This window comes from Phaeobacter sp. JH20_02, from assembly GCF_048056915.1.
Classification (GTDB): Bacteria; Pseudomonadota; Alphaproteobacteria; order Rhodobacterales; family Rhodobacteraceae; genus Phaeobacter; species Phaeobacter bryozoorum.
This window is the reverse complement of record NZ_JAYMVP010000028.1, coordinates 747499-764280: the sequence shown is the minus strand read 5'-3', so window position 1 is coordinate 764280 and position 16782 is coordinate 747499. Positions and strand designations below refer to the sequence as shown.

Sequence of the window (16782 nt, the reverse complement as noted above, 5' to 3'; positions counted from 1 at the left end):
ATGCCGCATCCGTGGGTTTTGTTCGCATAGCGAACGGATATATGTGGAGAGGTCATAACGACGGAGCAGGCTGACGTGCGGATTCGCTTTGATCAGGGGCCGATGGGGGCCGGGACATGTTTTGAAACGCCGCTGCGCATGATCCGCGCAGAGCGGGCCGAAGACGTGCCTGCCGCGCTGGCGGCGCTGGATGCGGCGCGCGACGCCGGCCATTGGCTGGCGGGCTATGCGTCCTATGAGCTGGGCTATGCGCTGGAGCCAAAACTGGCGGGCCGGATGCCTGCGGGGCGGCGGCTGCCGCTCATTTGTTTTGGGGTCTATGCGGAACCGCGAGCGCAGAACATTGGGGGCCGGACCCGACCGCAGGCGGAAAGCGAAGCTGGTCTTGAAGGAATTACCCCCCGCTGGACTTTTGACCGCTACGCCGAAGCCTTCGCAGAGGTGAACCGCAACATTGGCCAGGGCGATATCTATCAGGCCAACCTGACCTTCCCGATTGATGCCGACGCTTATGGGACATCCGAAGACATCTATGCCGCGCTTCAGGCCAGACAGGCCGTCGGCCACGGTGCCTTGGTCCAACAGGAGGGGCTGCCGGACCTGTTGTCACGCTCGCCGGAGCTGTTTTTCCGCACCGATGCAGAAGGGGGCATCGAGACCCGCCCGATGAAGGGCACCCAGCCGCGCAGCGACGATCCGTTGGAGGATGCCCGCCGCCGCGACTTTCTGCGCCAAGATGAGAAGAACCGCGCCGAAAACCTGATGATCGTGGACCTCTTGCGCAACGATATCTCACGCGTCGCCGAGACCGGGTCTGTGCATGTACCGGAGCTGTTTGCGGTCGAGAGCTACGCCACGGTGCATCAGATGGTCTCCACCGTCCGCGCCAGATTGCGGCCCGACGCGGGGCTTGCAGAGATCTTTGCCGCGCTGTTTCCCTGCGGTTCCATCACCGGCGCCCCCAAGATTCGCGCGATGGAAATCCTCGCGGAACTGGAACCCTGGGCGCGCGACATCTATTGTGGCACCATCGGCTGGGCGGCGCCGGACGGCCGGGCAGAATTCAATGTGGCAATCCGCACGCTGATGCTGGACGCGGGCCGTGCGACGCTCAATGTGGGCGGTGGCGTGGTCTGGGACAGCACCGCAGATGCAGAATATGAGGAAGCCCTATGGAAAGCCCGCTTTGCCCGCGTGACACCCTCCAGAACGATCCCGCTTTCGGCCTGATCGAGACGCTGGGCTGGCATCCGGGGCAGGGCTTTCGTCACCTGCGGCTGCATCTGGCCCGGATGGCGCGCAGCGCGGCTCTGTTCGGGATCGCTTTCGATCCAAAGCGGGCGGAGGCGGTTCTGGCGGAAGCCACCGATACGGTGCCGCTGCGCTGCCGCCTGACGCTGGACGCGGAGGGGCAATTGGCGCTGACCACGGCCGCTCTGGGAAACAGCCCCTCGGATTGGCGGCTGCTTATCGCGGACGCCCGGCTGGAGGCAGGTGACATCTGGCTTCAGCACAAGACAACCCGCCGCGCGGTCTACGATGCGGCGCGGGCCACGCTGCCGGAAGGCGTGGATGAACTCCTGTTCCTGAACGAGCAGGGCGAGGTTTGCGAGGGCACCATCACCAATATCTTTGTAACCCGCCCGGACGGGCAGGTGATCACGCCGCCGCTCAGCTGCGGCCTGCTGCCGGGTATCCTGCGGCAGGTGATGCTGGAGCGGGAGGAATGCACGGAGGCGGTGCTGCGTCTTGAGGACCTGAGGTGTGCCAAGGCCATCCATATGGGCAATTCCCTGCGCGGGCTGATCCCGGCAGGTCTGGTGTGACGGGGGCGCTCCCGCGGACAAGCCGCCCTTCTGGCTGACGCCAGCGGACCCTTGCCCTTTGGGCGTCGCAGCGCACCATTGGGTGCGCTGCGGTTCCGCAGAACGCAACCGACGCCGTGCCAGAGGCACGGCGTCCGGCCCAACGTCGGAGGCCTCAGCGCGTCCGCGATGAGACCGTAGAGGGCGGGAGACCCTCGCTCGGGCGCGCAACAGGCACTATTGGGGGCTCGCGGCTGCCGAATCCGCCCAGTTTGCTTGACAACGGCGTCGCAACCTAGTGTACCACCCCGGACGAATTCCGCGCCGTTCTGGCGCATTTCCCGATTGACGGCCCTCCCGGACATGAGACCGGTATAATGAAAGGTCACCCCATGCACGACTATCGCAGCCATACCTGCGCCGAACTGAACAAATCCAACGTCGGTGAAACCGTCCGCCTCTCGGGCTGGGTCCACCGCGTCCGCGACCATGGCGGGTTGTTGTTCATCGACCTGCGCGACCATTACGGTGTGACCCAGGTCATGGCCGACCCGGACAGCCCGGTCTTTGCCGAGATCGAGAAGGTCCGCTCCGAATGGTGTATCCGCATCGACGGCAATGTCATGGCCCGTGATGAGAGCCTGGTGAACCCTAAAATCTCCACCGGCGAGATCGAAGTCTTTATCCGCGATATCGAGGTGCTGGGCAAATCCGAGGAACTGCCGCTGATGGTCTTCGGCGAGCAGGAATACCCCGAGGAAACCCGCCTGCGCTATCGCTATCTGGACCTGCGTCGCGAGAAGATGCAGCGCAACATGGTGCTGCGTTCCAACATGATCCGTTCGATCCGCAACCGCATGTGGGACATCGGCTTCAACGAATACCAGACCCCGATCATCACCGCCTCCTCCCCCGAGGGCGCGCGCGACTTCCTGGTGCCGTCGCGCCTGCATCCGGGCAAATTCTATGCGCTGCCGCAGGCGCCGCAGCAGTTCAAGCAGCTGATGATGGTGTCGGGCTTTGACAAGTATTTCCAGATCGCGCCCTGCTTCCGCGACGAGGACCCGCGCGCCGACCGCTCGCCTGCGGATTTTTATCAGCTCGACATGGAAATGTCCTTTGTCACCCAGCAGGATGTGTTCGACACCATCGCGCCGGTGATGGCGGGCGTGTTCGAGGAATTCGGCGGCGGCCGCAAGGTGGACGCAGCCGCCGACTGGCCGCAGATCTCCTACAAGGATGCCGCCAAATGGTACGGCACCGACAAGCCGGACCTCAGGAACCCGATCAAGATGCAGGACTGTTCCGAGCATTTCCGCGGGTCTGGGTTCGCGATCTTTGCAAACCTCTTGGAAAACGAAGGCACGGAAGTGCGCGCGATCCCGGCACCGACCGGCGGCTCCCGCAAGTTCTGCGACCGGATGAACAAGTTTGCCCAGGGCGAAGGCCTGCCGGGCATGGGCTATATTTTCTGGCGCGACGGCGACAACGGCATGGAAGCGGCTGGCCCGCTGGCCAAGAACATCGGGCCGGAGCGCACTGAGGCGATCCGCCAGCAGCTGGGCCTGGGCGTTGGTGACGCGGCCTTCTTCCTCGGCGGCAAGCCGAAGGCGTTTGAAGGCGTCGCAGGCAAGGCGCGCACCGTCATCGGCGAGGAGCTGGGCCTCATTGACAAGGACCGCTTTGCCTTTGCCTGGATCGTCGACTTCCCGATCTACGAGAAGGACGAGGAAACCGGCAAGATCGACTTTGAGCACAACCCGTTCTCGATGCCGCAGGGCGGCATGGACGCGCTGCTGTCCGATCCGCTGGCCGTGAAGGGCTACCAGTACGACCTCGCCTGCAACGGCTATGAACTGGTGTCCGGCGCGATCCGGAACCACAAGCCGGAGATCATGTTCAAGGCCTTTGAAATCGCCGGCTACGGCAAGGAAGAGGTCGAAAAACGCTTTGGCGGCATGGTCAACGCCTTCCAGTACGGCGCCCCGCCGCACGGCGGCTGCGCGGCCGGTATCGACCGCATGGTAATGCTCTTGGCCGATGAGGCCAACATCCGCGAGGTCATCATGTTCCCGATGAACCAGCGCGCCGAAGATCTGATGATGTCGGCCCCGTCGGAACCGCTGAGCGAGCAGCTGATGGAGCTGGGGCTGCGGGTGATTCCACAGGACCAGTAACCTCTGGAGGTCAGTCTGAAACAGGCCCGGACAGATGTCCGGGCCTGTTTTGATTCGGCGGGCACCGCAGCTCCGTCGAGTTGTGGCGCGATCTTGGCGGCCCGCAGTGCGCCCATGAGCAGAGAGTTGCGTGCCTGAAGAAATTCAGCTGGTGTCGGCGCTGCGATATCTTACTCTTGTCGGGTTGCAACAGCTCATGAGCGGGGAAAGCGATGCGCTTTGACGGGGAATTGGCGGAGATCCGTTTCGGCTGCGGCCTGTCGCCGCTGCATGCCCCTGCCGCCGGGCCGGAGCGGCTGCTTGCTGACCTTCAGGCCCCGGATCATGCGGCGCAGACCTGGCCGATCCCTGGTTTTGACGCTGCGCTGGGGGATGCTCGGGCCTATTCCGCCGCCCGCCGCGCCCGCAAGGCGGCCGCTGGCAGCCCGGATTTCGAGATGCGCGACAGGGATCTGAAACACCAGCGCGCCCTGATGCGGGACCATCAGGCGGATTGGTTCGTTCGACGGCTGCTGCGCTGCGTGACAACGCCGCATGGGTTTCGCGAACGGCTTGCCCTGTTCTGGGCGGATCACTTCACCGCGCAGGGCAAGATTGCCGCGCTGCGCTACGCTGCCACCCCCTATGTCGAGACGTCGATCCGCCCGCATATTGCCGCGCGGTTCGAGGATCTGCTGATTGCAGCTGTGACCAGCCCGCTGATGCTGCATTATCTGGACCAGCACCGGTCCACCGGCCCCAACAGTCGCCGCGCCAAACGGGTCGCGCAGCGTCAGGGGCGGGTGGTCGGGCTCAATGAGAATCTGGCGCGCGAAGTGCTGGAGCTGCACACGCTCGGCGTTGGCGGGCCTTATACGCAACAGGATGTGCGCCAGCTGGCCGAGCTGTTCACCGGCATGATCTACGACACCACCGAAGGCTTCAAATTTGCGCCGGGATGGGCCGAGCCGGGGGCCGAGACCCTATTGGGAAAGCGCTACGATGCCGAGGTCACCGGTCTGGCTGCGATCAAACAGGCGCTGCGGGATCTGGCGCGCCACCCGGCCACGGCGGATCATCTGGCGCATAAACTGGCGGTGCATTTCACCCGTGACACGCCGGACCCGGCACTGGTCGCCCATCTGGCGGCCCGCTACCGGGCGACATCGGGGGATCTGACGCAGGTCTATGCGGCGCTGCTGGAGCATCCGGCGGCCTGGCAACCTGACCTTGAAAACGTCAAACCGCCCTTTGCCTATCTCGCCTCGGCCTGTCGGGCGCTGGCGTTGCCAGCTGCCGCGCTGACCGGGCTGAGCCGGGCGCAGGTCAACCGGTTCTTCCTGCGTCCGATGCAGCGCATGGGCCAGCGCTGGGAGGTCTCCAACGGTCCCGACGGCTGGCCCGAGGCCGATGCAACCTGGATCACGCCGCAGGCTCTGGCGGAGCGGCTGCGCTGGTGCATGTCGGTGCCGACACAGGTGATGGTGCAAGGCGCAGGACCATTGCCCGCGCCGCTTCAGCTGCTGCGAAGCGCCCTTGGCGGCCGGGAAACCGCGCAGCTGCGGTTCGTCGCAACAGCTGCCGAAACCGAGCGGGAGGCGATAGGACTGATCCTGGCCTCACCCGCCTTTCAGCGGCGTTGAGAGGGAGATCGAGATGACCGAGACACCGCGTCATGGGTTCACTGGCCCATCCCGCCCCTCTGGCCTGCCCCGGCGCGGTTTCCTCGCCCGCTTCGGTCTGATTGGCTGTTCGCTGGCGGCAAGCCCGCTGCTGACCCCCGTGAGCTTTGCTGCGGCCCCCTGGGACAGCCGACTGGTGGTGATCATCCTGCGCGGCGGCATGGATGCCATCGATGTGGTCCAGCCCTATGGTGATCCGGCCTATGCCGGCCTGCGGTCGAGCCTCAGGGGAGGGCCGCAAAATGGCGGGCTCGATCTGGATGGCTATTTTTCCCTGCATCCGGGACTTGCCCCCTTGATGCCGTTGTGGCGGGCGGAGCAGCTCGGGTTTATTCACGCGGTATCAACGCCTTATCGTGACAAGCGCAGCCATTTTGATGGTCAGGATCTGCTGGAAGCCGGGACGCCGGGTCTGCACCAGCGCCGCGACGGATGGCTGAACCGGCTGTTGCAGATCACGCCCGGTGTCGAGGCGCGCACCGCCTTTGCCATCGGGCAGGGGGAAATGAAACTGTTGCAGGGCGCGGCCCCGGTGTCCGACTGGTCGCCGGATGCGGAAATGGCTCTCAGCCCGCAGGCCGAACGTCTGGCCGGTCTGATGATGGAGCAGGATCCGCTGTTTCATGCCGCTCTGGCAGAGGCGCTCGACCTTGCCGACAGCGCACTCATGGATGCGGACGGCGCCGGGAGCGCAGAGGCAACGGGAAGCATGGGGCAGGCCAAGGTACGATCCCGACCGCATCAGCGGATTGCCAGCTATGCGGCCCAGCAGCTGCGCGGTGACAGCCGGATTGCGGCTTTCTCGATCAACGGCTGGGATACGCACAACCGTCAGACCGGCGCGCTCACACGGGCGCTGGAGCGCCTGTCCGATACCATTCTGACACTGTACCGCGATCTTGGGCCGGGGATCTGGGACAAAACCGCAGTGGTGGCGATGACCGAATTTGGCCGCACCGTGCGCGAAAACGGGACCAGCGGCACCGATCACGGAACCGGCGGTGCGATGGTGCTGGCCGGTGGCGCGATCCGGGGTGGCCGGGTCCACGGGTTGTGGCCGGGTCTTGAGGAGGCGGCGCTGTTTGATCGCCGTGATCTGATGCCCACTGGTGATGTGCGGGCCCATATGGGCTGGATCATGCGCGGTATGATCGGCACCGACGCCCAGCAGATTGCAGATGTGGTTTTTCCCGGCGTCGAGCTGGGCGCTGATTCGGGGGTGCTGCGGCGCTGACGGGGATGCGCTGACCGCTGCGGCGGCTTGCGGCTCCGCCACTGGGCCGCCAGTCAGCGATCAATGGGAGCGGGGCCGAGAGTGTGTCGGCTCGCGCGATCTGTCGCCTTGCGCCGCTATGTGGGTGCTGCGCAGTTGCCGACCGCGATAGCGACCGTGCGATCTGTCATCCAATAGACTGACCGGGCTACCTGTCAGCAAGGATGCTCGCCCAACGATCTGTCAGCAAGGGTGCGGACGGGGTGACCTGTCAGCCAGGATCAGGTGGTCCCGTGGCGCGGCAGATCAGCGGTCGCTGCGATCAAGGATGACCAGCGATCCCAATGTCCGGTCGCGGTTACGGCGGATTTCACGGGCCGAGAACCGCGCCTGAAGATATAGGACAATGCCCAAAGTGGTTGAGGCGATGAGAACGATTTCGATCATCTCAGATGGCGACTTTCTGTTTCAGACGTTCCTGAACCAGCCCGGCGACACGGGCGGCAATGGCGGCAACGGGGCGTCCGCTGCTGCGGGCATCGGCCAGATCTGCGGCGGCTCCTGCCAGATGTGAGTCGCCAACGCTGCGGGCCACACCACCAAGGAACTGCGCAACATAGTCCAATGTCTGCCCTTCCTCAGCTTCGTTCAGCACCTCTGCGGCATGGGACATGTCATCCTGAAAGGCGAGGAGATCCGGCTCGATCACCTCATCGGTCAGCTGGTTGGGGCCGGAGAGCTGGCGTTCGGCGGGCAGGCGCGACAGGATCGCGGATTGGAATGCGGCGAGCGATGTGATCGGTTTTGCCAGAAACCCATCGGCCCCGGCGTCCATCGCCATCGCCTCACCTGCTTCATCACCGGAGATCCCGAGGATCACGCCGACACGCGGCGAGGCCTCCGCCATGGAGCGGATCAGATCGGCGCCCGACCCATCAGGCAGGCCGAGATCGGCAATAACGACCGAGGGGCGGTAGACCTTCAGATGCCGGTGGGCGGATTTCAGACAATCGGCCCGGCGGATCCGCGCACCGCTGCGCAGGCACAGCAGACGCATCGCCTCGCAGGCGTATCGACTGTCTTCCACCACAAGAATGGTCAGCCCCAACAAAGGTCGTTTGGTGGTGGGCAGGCGGTGGGCAGCAGCAAACAGTTCCGAATCGTCCATGACTAAGGCTCCTGACTGGATACGACTCAACGCTAGGGAAACGGGGCTAACAGCTGGTTAACATCCAGGTCGCAGCCTAAGGTTGAATGGAATTACCGCGCAAAAATCGACGCAACGAAGCGTTATTGCAGGAAATATTCTGCCGCGCGGATTGGCGCACTTGTCCGCAGGCCATGGCTCTTTGATAAGTCTTGGCAATCAGTTCACTCAGGAGACCGCACCATGATTGGCCGCCTCAACCACGTCGCAATTGCCGTACCGGACCTTGATGCCGCCTCGGCACAGTATCGCAACACCCTCGGCGCCAAGGTCGGCGCCCCCCAGGATGAGCCCGATCACGGCGTCACCGTCGTGTTCATCGAACTGCTCAATACCAAGATCGAGCTGCTCTACCCTCTGGGCGACACTTCTCCCATTGCGGGGTTTCTGGAAAAGAACCCGGCCGGGGGCATTCACCACATCTGCTACGAGGTGGATGATATCCTGGCGGCCCGCGACCGGCTCAAGGCCGAAGGCGCGCGGGTGCTTGGATCGGGCGAACCCAAGATCGGCGCCCATGGCAAACCGGTTCTTTTCCTGCATCCGAAGGATTTCAACGGCTGCCTGGTGGAATTGGAACAGGTTTGACGCTATCTGCTCCCTAACCCTCCGCAGTGGGGCGGGGGTCTCAGAAGGACAGTTATCATGGGTGTGACATCCGGTTTGGTTCTCTATGCGGTGATCTGGTTCATGACGTTCCTGATCGTGATCCCGATCCGCATTCAGACGCAGGGCGACCTTGGCGAGATCGTGCCCGGCACCCACGCCGGTGCGCCCGAGCATCACTATCTAAAGCAGAAGGCCGTGATCACCACCATTGCCGCTGCCGTCATCTGGGCGATCGTTGCAACGATCATCCTTAGCGGCTGGATCACGGTGAATGATTTTGACTGGTTCGACCGGCTGCCGGATCCCGAATAACCCGGCGCAGCATATCTTTGGCATCACAACAGGCGGGCAGGGGTCCGCCTGTTTTATGTTTGTCCTCCGGTTTGCCGCCCCGGTTTGCTCCGCGCGGCTCAGCCTGCCGACAGTTCGTGCCGGGTCAGCCGATGGAAGAGATGGGTGAAGGTCGCCGCCCCGATGATCGGGATAAGCAGGTTCACCAGCGGAATCGACAGCGGCATGGCCATCAGCACACCGGCGATCCAGACCGCCCCCAGATGCTTGCGCCGCAGCCGTTTGGCTTCCGGCAGGCCAATGCGGCGCGCGGCGGCGAGGGTGAAATACTCCCGCCCCAGAAGGAACCCGTTCAGCCCCCAGAAGATAAACAGCGCAAAGGGGGCAAGCATCACGTAAAGCACCAGCGCCAGCACATTGGCGACGACAAGAACGCCGAGAAAATTGATGGTATCGCGCACGCCATCCCAGAACGGTGTCTTGGTCGCCGGTGGCAGACCGGGATAGTGGCGATCTTCTACCGCCTGTGCGACCTCATCCAGAAACATCGAGGTAATCGCCGAGGCCACGGGCACCATCAGGAACGCCGACAGCACCAGCATCAGCAGCAGCGAGGTGATCGAAAGAAGATCATCGACCCAGGTGACCGGGCCGATCAGCGGTAGCGTCGCATCCGGACCGACCAGCCATTGGATCAATGCCAGAAACGCCGCATAGGCCAGCACCAGCAGCGCGACGGTCAGGCCAATGCCCAGAAACAGGACCCGGCGAAAGCGGGGATCGCCGATCTGGCTCAGCGCCTTTGAGAAATCTGTCAAAATCATTGGTCCATCCAGGTGGTCAGCGTCGCCAGATCAGGGCGGGGGCGGTCCGGCGGTGTGTTGGTTTCGGTGGCGATATGGATCAGGCCCGCAATCCGCTCATGCGACAGCAGGCCAAAGGCTTCGGCGCAGAACTCGGGATCATGGCTGGCCCAGCCTGACAGCCAGTTGGCGCCCCAGCCGGCCGCAAGAGCCGCGTTCAACAGCGCCAGGCAGACGGCCCCGGCGGAGTAGGTCTGCTCGATGGGCGGGATCTTCGGGCTCGCCTTCTGGATCTCCACCACGGCGACCGCCAGTTGCCCCAGTTCAAACTGGCTGCGGCCCTTGGCAATATCCTCGGCCGATTTGCCCAGTCGTTCGCCCGCCTTGCCGGTCAGCTCTGCCAGCCGCGCCATCGCGGGTTTCTCGATCACGATGAAACGCCAGGGCTCCAGCTTGCCGTGATCGGGCGTGCGTGCGGCTGCGGTCAACAGCGGCATCAGCGCCTCGCGGCTTGGGGCCGGGGCCACCAGCGTCTTGGCCGGGCGGGAACGGCGCGACAGCAGAAACGCCAGGGCAGCATCATTGCGAGGGGGCATATGTGAAACCTTTTTACATCTATCGCCCCATGTCGGCAGGGCGGCGCGGGATTTCAAGGGGGATCCGAGAATTTGGCAGAGCTGGCCTGCCCGGAGCGGGGACAGGCACGGACCGCAGCCGGATCCAAACATGAGGTGTGAGGCAGGAAATATCCCGGTCGTAGCGCCAAAGTCTATGGATTTTGCCCGCAATCCGCGCGATCACCCCGCTATGGGCAAGCCAAAGCAGAAAGACCTCCCCGATCTCAGCCATCTGGCCATCGCCGGTGCAGAGATTGCCGTCCGCGTCACGCCAAAAGCGTCGCGCAACGCCGTTATCCCTGCCGGGGCGGCGAGCTGCGGGCAGGCGGGTGTGCTCAAGATCACGGTGACGGCAGCGCCCGAGAACGGCAAGGCCACGGCTGCGGTGCAGCTGCTGCTGGCCCGCGCGATGGGTATTGCCCCCTCGCAGCTGACACTGCTGCGCGGCGCGACCTCTCGGGAGAAGGTCTTTGCCTACCGCCGCTGAGGTCTCCGGGTCCGGGCCTGCGCCGCCAACCATGGGGCCCGCCCTCACCAGCTCCTGATGGATCTCAGCCCTTTGCCTCGGGTTCATCATCGCGGGCAAAGCGATAGACCCCCTCAGGCAGATCCAGCGCCGCTGCAAGATCGCGGACCTGATTGTGCGACAGGGTGATTGTCTGAACCCGGTCGGTGCGCGGGTCCAGCTGTTCGACCGTGACGCATTCTGTGAAAATATTGATGGAGACATCTTCCATCAGCGGGGTGGCCTCGTCATCGACGAGCGTAACGACGGTGGCGTCGAATTCATGCTCAATGGTAAACATGTCCCCAGCTTGCCACCGGGCCGCCCCCGCTGACAAGGCTTTGTCGCATCACGTGATCTTGCAGCAGATTGCAGCCGCCGGAGCTTCATGCAATTGATCCTCGGTCCGCTGTCGCGATAAGATGGCACAGACAAAGCAAAGGAGATGTCATGCGTCGGGTGTTGCTGTTGATGGGATGTGCCATCACCATGGGGCTTGCGGCCTGTGATGTTGTGGTTGACACCGGGTCTGCGCCCACCGCGCGGCCCTCTGGCGCGCCGGTTCAGGGCCTGTCCCCGGCCGAGGGGCGCAGCGCCTTTGCGGCGGTCACCCGCGTGGTCGAGCCCGTCTCTGAACGGGAATGCCGGGCGCGTGCGCCGGGTCTGAACTGTGATTTCCTGATCCGCATCGACCCCAACCCCAATGCCCCGCCAAATGCCTATCAGAGCCAGGACCGGTCCGGGCGTCCGGTGATCACCTTCACCCAGCGGATGCTGGGGCAGATTGCCAATCGGGATGAGCTGGCCTTTGTAATGTCACATGAGGCGGCCCACCATATTCGCGGCCATCTGGCGCGCAAACGACAAAGCGCGGTGGCAGGCTCGATCCTGCTGGCGGGACTTGCCAGCGTCTCTGGCGCCAGCGCGGCGGATGTGGCCCGCGCCCAGGATCTTGGCGCGGTGGTCGGCGCGCGCACCTATTCGAAGAATTTCGAGCTGGAAGCGGATGAGCTGGGTACCATCATCACCCATAAGGCCGGGTATCGTCCCAGCATCGGGGTGCGCTTCTTCAACCGGCTGCCGGATCCGGGCGATCGCTTTCTGGGCACACATCCGGCCAACCCGGACCGGGTGCGCGTGGTCAATCAGACGATCCAGAAATATAACCTGAATTGAGCGATCTGGACCAAGCCGTCGCCTCGCTGAGGCAGCTGGGCGTCGTGCTGACCGATCGCGGCTCGCGCTATGCGGTCAGCGGTGCGCGGGTCACCAGCCGCGAGCAGATCGACGCCGTGCTGGCGGCGCTGAAATCCGACCGCTCCTATGCCAAGGCGACCCATAACACCTGGGCCGCACAGCTGCCCACCGGCGCGCTGAAGGCCGATGACGGCGAAAGCGGCGCCGGTATGGTCATCCTGCGCATGATGGAGCGCGAGGGGCTCTGCGATCACCTGATCATCGTCACCCGCTGGTATGGCGGCAAGAAACTGGGCGGCGACCGGTTTCGCCGGGTTCAGGACGCGGTGCGCGCCTATCTCGACCCGGCCAGGAGCAGCTGACCGCCGGGTACGCGCCCTTTTGACCTGCATCAAATCGCAATGCGCCGGAGATGGCTAAGCTGCCCTCAGAATGAATGATTTCCGAGGGCGCCGAGATGACCACCTACACCGATCAGAGCCGCAGGGACAACCTGAAGACCCATGCCGATCTTTTCGACAGCATGGCCACAACCGTGGGGCTGGACCTACAGGAAGAAGCCATCTCGGGCCGGTTGAGATTTGACGAGATCGCCGAGGCGGTGCTGCGCTGCACCCGCTGCGGCGGCGTCGGTGCCTGCCGAAATTGGCTGGCGAAGGGGGGCCGCCCAGGCGCCGACGCGCCGGATTTCTGCCGCAACCGCGATCTGCTGGCCTTTCTGAACGATGCGGAGACAGAGCAGGAGCGCTAGGATGCGGCCCTTGGGCGATCCGCTCCATCACCTGCGCCTGATGGCCCGGATGGGGCAGGCTGCGGGGGTTGAGCTGAGCGCTGCGCTGGCCGCAGGCCGGATCCCTCCCGAGGACTGGGCCGCGATGATCACCCGCTGCCGCAGTTGCGACGCGACCCTGCACTGCGAGGCCTTCCTTGCCACCCGCGAGCGATCACAGGCGCCGATGCCCGGCTGCCGCAATGCCGATCAGCTGATGGTGCTGCGCGACTGACGTATCGCAGCTACGACCCGCGACGCTGCCGCAGGCGGTGCCAGCGATAGAGCGTCGGCGCCAGCAGGTGATCATATGCCGCCGATGCAAGCTGGCGCAGACCGGGCAACCCGACGATCCGCGCGACCCAGCGATATCCCGGCATCTGCGCCCAAAGCACCAGAAACGCCGGGATGCCACTCAGCACCTCGCCCCGATGGCGCACATGCAGCCGTCGCGCCGCGCTATCGGCATCCACGCCCCACAGCGCCAGATCCTGCGAGTTCAGATCATCAAACCTAAGCGGCAAATCCCGCCGCTCCGCCAGATTGGCATAATGGCGGATCTCGATACTGCACACCGGACATTCCCCGTTGTAGAGAACCTCCGTGCTGTCATCCTGAGGGGTCGGCATGGTGGGTGCCTCTTTGCTGAACACTGATACCTGACGATATAGCGGCGCCGCGCCGCCGGACGAAGGGCAGATGGTCACAGGCAGCCCAAAAACTCCACGCGCCACAATCCATCCCGGTCCACCCCGTCCAACCAACAACGCGGCAAGGGGTAATGTTGCTGCGGTCTATCCAACCTTTGCAATAAATCTAAAGTTGTGAAAAATCACTCCAGGATTGTAGAAAATGATAATACCACCTTATTACGAGAGCGGCTTGGAGGCACCATGGACAGACCAGAATATCTAAAACAAGGAGAGCCTGCGCGCCTTTTCCCGGTTCTGTCCAACAACTCCAAAGAGGGCCGCACAACCTCAATTCTTCTCGCTTGCCTCTCGAAAGTTGAGGAACTTGCATCGGAGCTTCTGGCCTCTCTGGGGCAGAGAGCGGGAAAACGAACGTCGGTCGAGACATTTACCGAGGTTGTTTTTCACGGCCAAGAAGGTGGGGGCAAAGACCGCCCTGATGGGTTGATCATTGTGAGAAATGGCTCACGCGAATGGCGCGCTATGGTGGAGGCGAAGATTGGGAATAATCCGCTGACAGCAGAGCAGATTGAAAAATATCGGAACCTCGCCAAGGATAACGGAATCGACTGCGTCATCACAATTTCCAATCAGTTTGCGACCTTGCCTGCGAACCATCCGCTAGAAGATGTGCGCAAAAGCCGCTCTAAGATCCCTGTTTTTCATTGGTCATGGATGTTTGTTCTGACGGCTGTGGATTTGCTGATCAGCAATGACGGCGTGGCCGACGATGATCAGCGTGTGCTGCTGAATGAGCTGAGGCGGTTTCTGACCCATGAAAGCGCGGGTATTCGTGGTTTCGATCGAATGCCGCCGGAATGGGGAGAGTTAAACAAGCTGGTCTCTGCGGGTGGCAAGATACTGGCAAAATCGTCGGAGGCTGTCGCCGTATTGGAAGCCTGGCATCAGGAAACGAAAGATCTTTCCTTGATCTTGAGCAGGCAGACGGAGGCAAGCGTAAAAGAGCGCCTGAACAGAAAACACGCTAAAAATCCGGCAGACCGCCATAAAGACGAATTGAACCAGCTGAGGGAAACTCATCAATTACAAATCTGCTTTGACATCCCCAATGCTGCCGCACCTCTGGAGGTCGTAGCAGATCTTAACCGCCGGACAATTGAAGCGGGAATGACACTCAGAGCGCCTGAGGACAAGAAGTCGTCGAAAGCCCGTTTGAATTGGTTGCTGCGACAATTGAGAAGCGACGCCACTGACGATCTGTTTGTTCGCATGACTTGGCCGGGTCGCAGCGAAGACACCCATTTTCCCTTAACGGAATTGGTTGCCGATCCCGACCGCTGCGAGAAAGACAAAAACGGGCTTCAAGTTGTCAGTTTTCATATCTACGTTGCAAAGCGGTTGGGAGCAAAATTTACCCAGCAAACAAATTTTATCGCAGAGCTTGAGACCATCGTTCCAAAATTCTATCGAGAGGTTGGCCAAGACCTGTCTCCGTGGAGGAAACCTGCGCCAAGAATTCGGGAAACACAAACGGACGTCAGTGTTCAATCAATCGAAGATGAAGCAGAGGTAGAGGCGCTACGGGCACAATAGCTGCCCGGCGTTCGGGGGGACTAAGCCCTCCTAACGCCCCACAGGTCATACTCCCCGGCCTCGTCCACCTCGACAGTCACCAGATCGCCAGCCTGCAACCCCTCGGTTCCCTCATCAATGAACAGGTTGCCGTCGATCTCCGGTGCGTCGGCCTTGGTGCGGCAGGTGGCGATGCCGTCCTCGTCGATGTCGTCCACGATAACCTGCATCGTCTGGCCAACCTTTGCCGCCAGCTTGGCCTCGGAGATCGCCTGGGCCTTCTCCATGAACCGCTCCCAGCGCTCCTGCTTTACTTCTTCCGGCACATGGTCCGGCAGATCGTTGGAGCGCGCGCCGTCGACGTTTTCGTATTTGAAGCAGCCGACCCGGTCCAGCTGCGCCTCGTCCATCCAGTCCAGAAGGTGCTGGAACTCCGCCTCGGTCTCGCCGGGGAAGCCGACGATGAAGGTGGAGCGCAGGGTGATGTCCGGGCAGATGGCGCGCCAGGCGCGGATCTCGTCCAGCGTTTTGGCCGCCGCCGCGGGCCGTGCCATGCGGCGCAGCACGTCCGGGTGGGCGTGCTGGAAGGGGATGTCCAGATAGGGCAGCAGCGCATTGTCCGGGTCCGCCATCAGCGGGATCAGCTCGCGTACATGCGGGTAGGGGTAGACATAGTGCAGCCGCACCCAGAGGTCCTCTGCCGGGGCCAGCCTGCCCAGCTCGCGGCTGAGGTCAAGGATATGGCTGCGCACCTCCTGATCCTTCCAGGGATGCGCGGAATACTTGCGGTCGAGGCCGTAGGCGGAAGTGTCCTGCGAAATCACCAGGAGTTCGCGCACTCCGGCCTCCACCAGCTTCTCCGCCTCGCGCAGCACCGCGTGCACCGGGCGCGAGGCCAGCTTGCCGCGCATGTCCGGGATGATGCAGAACTTGCACTTGTGATTGCAGCCCTCGGAGATCTTCAGATAGCTGAAATGGCGCGGGGTGAGCCGGACGCCGGTTGCGGGCAAGAGGTCTACATATGGGTTCGGGGCGGGTGGCACCGCGGAATGCACCGCGTCCAGCACCTGTTCATACTGATGCGGGCCAGTGACCGCGTGGATGCGCGGGTGATGCTCGCGGATGTAATCCGGCTCGGCGCCGAGGCAGCCGGTCACGATCACCTTGCCGTTTTCCTTCAGCGCCTCGCCGATCGCCTCCAGGCTTTCGGCCTTGGCGCTGTCGAGGAAGCCGCAGGTGTTGACGATCACCGCGTCCGCGCCCGCGTAATCGGGCGAGATGCCGTAGCCTTCGGCGCGCAGCCGGGTCAGGATCCGCTCGCTGTCGACCAGCGCCTTTGGGCAGCCAAGCGACACCATGCCGAGGGTCGGCTGGCCGTCACGGGGTTTGTCGCGGAACTGCGGTTCCGGGGCAAGGTCGGGACGGAGGCTGGGCGGGTTGGCTGAACCGGGTGTCTGTGTCATGCGCGCGCATATATCAGGACTGCGGCAGGAGGCAAGGAAAACAGGGGTATTCAGCGTCACCACCTGTGCAGCGGGGCGGTGCATATCGCGCTTCCTGTGTTGAAGGTGGCAGGCCAGAGCCCGTAACCTGCGGAACAGCCATAGTGATCCCGAGCGCAAGTGAGACGCGAAGAGCGGGCGATTTCGTGCTGTGACCTGCGCTGTCGCCCTCGGGCGTCTGGGCCTGCGCCAGCGGTTCCG

The 16782-nt window shown here is 63.2% G+C and carries 20 protein-coding genes; 13 read left to right on the top strand and 7 right to left on the bottom strand.

Features of this window, described 5'->3' with window-relative positions; genetic code table 11:
- Positions 1–75 precede the first annotated feature (75 nt).
- The 5 genes from VWY34_RS17740 to VWY34_RS17720 all read left to right on the top strand — a co-directional run bounded on the left by VWY34_RS17740 (position 76) and on the right by VWY34_RS17720 (position 6877).
- A complete protein-coding gene (locus VWY34_RS17740) occupies positions 76–1230 on the top strand; it encodes an aminodeoxychorismate synthase component I (protein ID WP_416544184.1) in 1155 nt (384 codons plus the stop codon).
- Positions 1173–1826 (top strand): aminotransferase class IV family protein, encoded by a 654-nt coding sequence (locus VWY34_RS17735; protein ID WP_416544183.1) that lies wholly within the window; start codon positions 1173–1175, stop codon positions 1824–1826. The genes VWY34_RS17740 and VWY34_RS17735 overlap by 58 nt, the downstream gene beginning before the upstream one ends.
- 371 nt (positions 1827–2197) lie before the next feature.
- A complete protein-coding gene (gene aspS / locus VWY34_RS17730; RefSeq protein WP_416544208.1) occupies positions 2198–3982 on the top strand; it encodes an aspartate--tRNA ligase in 1785 nt (594 codons plus the stop codon).
- A 212-nt stretch (positions 3983–4194) separates the two neighbouring features.
- Complete coding sequence (locus VWY34_RS17725; protein WP_416544182.1) at positions 4195–5604, top strand: DUF1800 domain-containing protein; 1410 nt, start codon at positions 4195–4197, stop codon at positions 5602–5604.
- A 13-nt stretch (positions 5605–5617) separates the two neighbouring features.
- The gene (locus VWY34_RS17720; protein ID WP_416544181.1) at positions 5618–6877 is read left to right on the top strand and encodes a DUF1501 domain-containing protein; all 1260 of its coding nucleotides are present in this window, start codon (positions 5618–5620) and stop codon (positions 6875–6877) included.
- A gap of 285 nt (positions 6878–7162) precedes the next feature.
- Here the strand turns inward: VWY34_RS17720 and VWY34_RS17715 are convergent, their stop codons facing one another.
- Entirely contained in the window at positions 7163–7303 is a 141-nt protein-coding gene (locus VWY34_RS17715; RefSeq protein ID WP_340546200.1) for a hypothetical protein, read from the bottom strand.
- A gap of 1 nt (position 7304) precedes the next feature.
- The gene (locus VWY34_RS17710) at positions 7305–8024 is read right to left on the bottom strand and encodes a response regulator (RefSeq protein ID WP_340546199.1); all 720 of its coding nucleotides are present in this window, start codon (positions 8022–8024) and stop codon (positions 7305–7307) included.
- 222 nt (positions 8025–8246) lie between these two features.
- Here VWY34_RS17710 and mce point away from each other — a divergent pair, with 222 nt between their 5' ends.
- Positions 8247–8651, top strand: coding sequence for a methylmalonyl-CoA epimerase (gene mce, locus VWY34_RS17705; RefSeq protein WP_416544180.1), 405 nt, complete (start codon positions 8247–8249; stop codon positions 8649–8651).
- 57 nt (positions 8652–8708) lie between these two features.
- Positions 8709–8984, top strand: a complete 276-nt coding sequence (locus tag VWY34_RS17700; protein ID WP_340546197.1) for a DUF1467 family protein — start codon at positions 8709–8711, stop codon at positions 8982–8984.
- Positions 8985–9082: 98 nt separating this feature from the next.
- Here VWY34_RS17700 and VWY34_RS17695 read toward each other — a convergent pair whose 3' ends face one another.
- Both VWY34_RS17695 and VWY34_RS17690 read right to left on the bottom strand, forming a co-directional pair.
- Positions 9083–9787: an EI24 domain-containing protein gene (locus VWY34_RS17695; protein WP_340546196.1), complete on the bottom strand. Its 705-nt coding sequence runs from the start codon at positions 9785–9787 to the stop codon at positions 9083–9085.
- Complete coding sequence (locus VWY34_RS17690; protein ID WP_416544179.1) at positions 9784–10362, bottom strand: nitroreductase family protein; 579 nt, start codon at positions 10360–10362, stop codon at positions 9784–9786. Before VWY34_RS17690 ends, VWY34_RS17695 begins: the two co-directional genes overlap by 4 nt.
- A gap of 211 nt (positions 10363–10573) precedes the next feature.
- On the opposite strand from VWY34_RS17690, the gene VWY34_RS17685 reads away from it, so the two are divergent.
- The gene (locus VWY34_RS17685) at positions 10574–10870 is read left to right on the top strand and encodes a DUF167 domain-containing protein (protein ID WP_416544207.1); all 297 of its coding nucleotides are present in this window, start codon (positions 10574–10576) and stop codon (positions 10868–10870) included.
- A 64-nt stretch (positions 10871–10934) separates the two neighbouring features.
- On the opposite strand, the gene VWY34_RS17680 is transcribed toward VWY34_RS17685, so the two are convergent.
- A complete protein-coding gene (locus tag VWY34_RS17680; RefSeq protein ID WP_340546194.1) occupies positions 10935–11189 on the bottom strand; it encodes a hypothetical protein in 255 nt (84 codons plus the stop codon).
- A gap of 149 nt (positions 11190–11338) precedes the next feature.
- Between VWY34_RS17680 and VWY34_RS17675 the strand changes: the two genes are divergently transcribed.
- The 4 genes from VWY34_RS17675 to VWY34_RS17660 all read left to right on the top strand — a co-directional run bounded on the left by VWY34_RS17675 (position 11339) and on the right by VWY34_RS17660 (position 13089).
- Positions 11339–12064, top strand: a complete 726-nt coding sequence (locus VWY34_RS17675) for a M48 family metalloprotease (protein ID WP_340546193.1) — start codon at positions 11339–11341, stop codon at positions 12062–12064.
- On the top strand, positions 12061–12447 hold the full coding sequence (locus VWY34_RS17670; RefSeq protein WP_340546192.1) for a YigZ family protein: 387 nt from the start codon (positions 12061–12063) through the stop codon (positions 12445–12447). Before VWY34_RS17675 ends, VWY34_RS17670 begins: the two co-directional genes overlap by 4 nt.
- A gap of 74 nt (positions 12448–12521) precedes the next feature.
- Complete coding sequence (locus VWY34_RS17665; protein ID WP_416539121.1) at positions 12522–12836, top strand: DUF6455 family protein; 315 nt, start codon at positions 12522–12524, stop codon at positions 12834–12836.
- Position 12837: 1 nt separating this feature from the next.
- On the top strand, positions 12838–13089 hold the full coding sequence (locus VWY34_RS17660; RefSeq protein ID WP_416535019.1) for a DUF6455 family protein: 252 nt from the start codon (positions 12838–12840) through the stop codon (positions 13087–13089).
- 10 nt (positions 13090–13099) lie between these two features.
- Here the strand turns inward: VWY34_RS17660 and VWY34_RS17655 are convergent, their stop codons facing one another.
- The gene (locus VWY34_RS17655) at positions 13100–13483 is read right to left on the bottom strand and encodes a thiol-disulfide oxidoreductase DCC family protein (RefSeq protein ID WP_340546189.1); all 384 of its coding nucleotides are present in this window, start codon (positions 13481–13483) and stop codon (positions 13100–13102) included.
- A gap of 264 nt (positions 13484–13747) precedes the next feature.
- Between VWY34_RS17655 and VWY34_RS17650 the strand changes: the two genes are divergently transcribed.
- Entirely contained in the window at positions 13748–15100 is a 1353-nt protein-coding gene (locus tag VWY34_RS17650) for a hypothetical protein (RefSeq protein ID WP_340546188.1), read from the top strand.
- A 20-nt stretch (positions 15101–15120) separates the two neighbouring features.
- Here the strand turns inward: VWY34_RS17650 and rimO are convergent, their stop codons facing one another.
- Entirely contained in the window at positions 15121–16542 is a 1422-nt protein-coding gene (rimO, locus tag VWY34_RS17645) for a 30S ribosomal protein S12 methylthiotransferase RimO (protein ID WP_416544178.1), read from the bottom strand.
- Positions 16543–16782 lie beyond the last annotated feature (240 nt).

Bases quoted from the DNA above. Each gene is read 5' to 3' on its own strand.
- VWY34_RS17685 (WP_416544207.1), top strand. From the start codon at position 10,574: ATGGGCAAGCCAAAGCAGAAAGACCTCCCCGATCTCAGCCATCTGGCC.
- VWY34_RS17680 (WP_340546194.1), bottom strand. From the start codon at position 11,189: ATGTTTACCATTGAGCATGAATTCGACGCCACCGTCGTTACGCTCGTC.
- VWY34_RS17650 (WP_340546188.1), top strand. From the start codon at position 13,748: ATGGACAGACCAGAATATCTAAAACAAGGAGAGCCTGCGCGCCTTTTC.
- VWY34_RS17690 (WP_416544179.1), bottom strand. From the start codon at position 10,362: ATGCCCCCTCGCAATGATGCTGCCCTGGCGTTTCTGCTGTCGCGCCGT.
- VWY34_RS17725 (WP_416544182.1), top strand. From the start codon at position 4,195: ATGCGCTTTGACGGGGAATTGGCGGAGATCCGTTTCGGCTGCGGCCTG.
- VWY34_RS17715 (WP_340546200.1), bottom strand. From the start codon at position 7,303: ATGATCGAAATCGTTCTCATCGCCTCAACCACTTTGGGCATTGTCCTA.
- VWY34_RS17695 (WP_340546196.1), bottom strand. From the start codon at position 9,787: ATGATTTTGACAGATTTCTCAAAGGCGCTGAGCCAGATCGGCGATCCC.
- VWY34_RS17665 (WP_416539121.1), top strand. From the start codon at position 12,522: ATGATTTCCGAGGGCGCCGAGATGACCACCTACACCGATCAGAGCCGC.
- VWY34_RS17655 (WP_340546189.1), bottom strand. From the start codon at position 13,483: ATGCCGACCCCTCAGGATGACAGCACGGAGGTTCTCTACAACGGGGAA.
- VWY34_RS17735 (WP_416544183.1), top strand. From the start codon at position 1,173: ATGGAAAGCCCGCTTTGCCCGCGTGACACCCTCCAGAACGATCCCGCT.
- aspS (WP_416544208.1), top strand. From the start codon at position 2,198: ATGCACGACTATCGCAGCCATACCTGCGCCGAACTGAACAAATCCAAC.
- VWY34_RS17700 (WP_340546197.1), top strand. From the start codon at position 8,709: ATGGGTGTGACATCCGGTTTGGTTCTCTATGCGGTGATCTGGTTCATG.
- VWY34_RS17720 (WP_416544181.1), top strand. From the start codon at position 5,618: ATGACCGAGACACCGCGTCATGGGTTCACTGGCCCATCCCGCCCCTCT.
- VWY34_RS17710 (WP_340546199.1), bottom strand. From the start codon at position 8,024: ATGGACGATTCGGAACTGTTTGCTGCTGCCCACCGCCTGCCCACCACC.
- VWY34_RS17660 (WP_416535019.1), top strand. From the start codon at position 12,838: ATGCGGCCCTTGGGCGATCCGCTCCATCACCTGCGCCTGATGGCCCGG.
- VWY34_RS17675 (WP_340546193.1), top strand. From the start codon at position 11,339: ATGCGTCGGGTGTTGCTGTTGATGGGATGTGCCATCACCATGGGGCTT.
- mce (WP_416544180.1), top strand. From the start codon at position 8,247: ATGATTGGCCGCCTCAACCACGTCGCAATTGCCGTACCGGACCTTGAT.
- rimO (WP_416544178.1), bottom strand. From the start codon at position 16,542: ATGACACAGACACCCGGTTCAGCCAACCCGCCCAGCCTCCGTCCCGAC.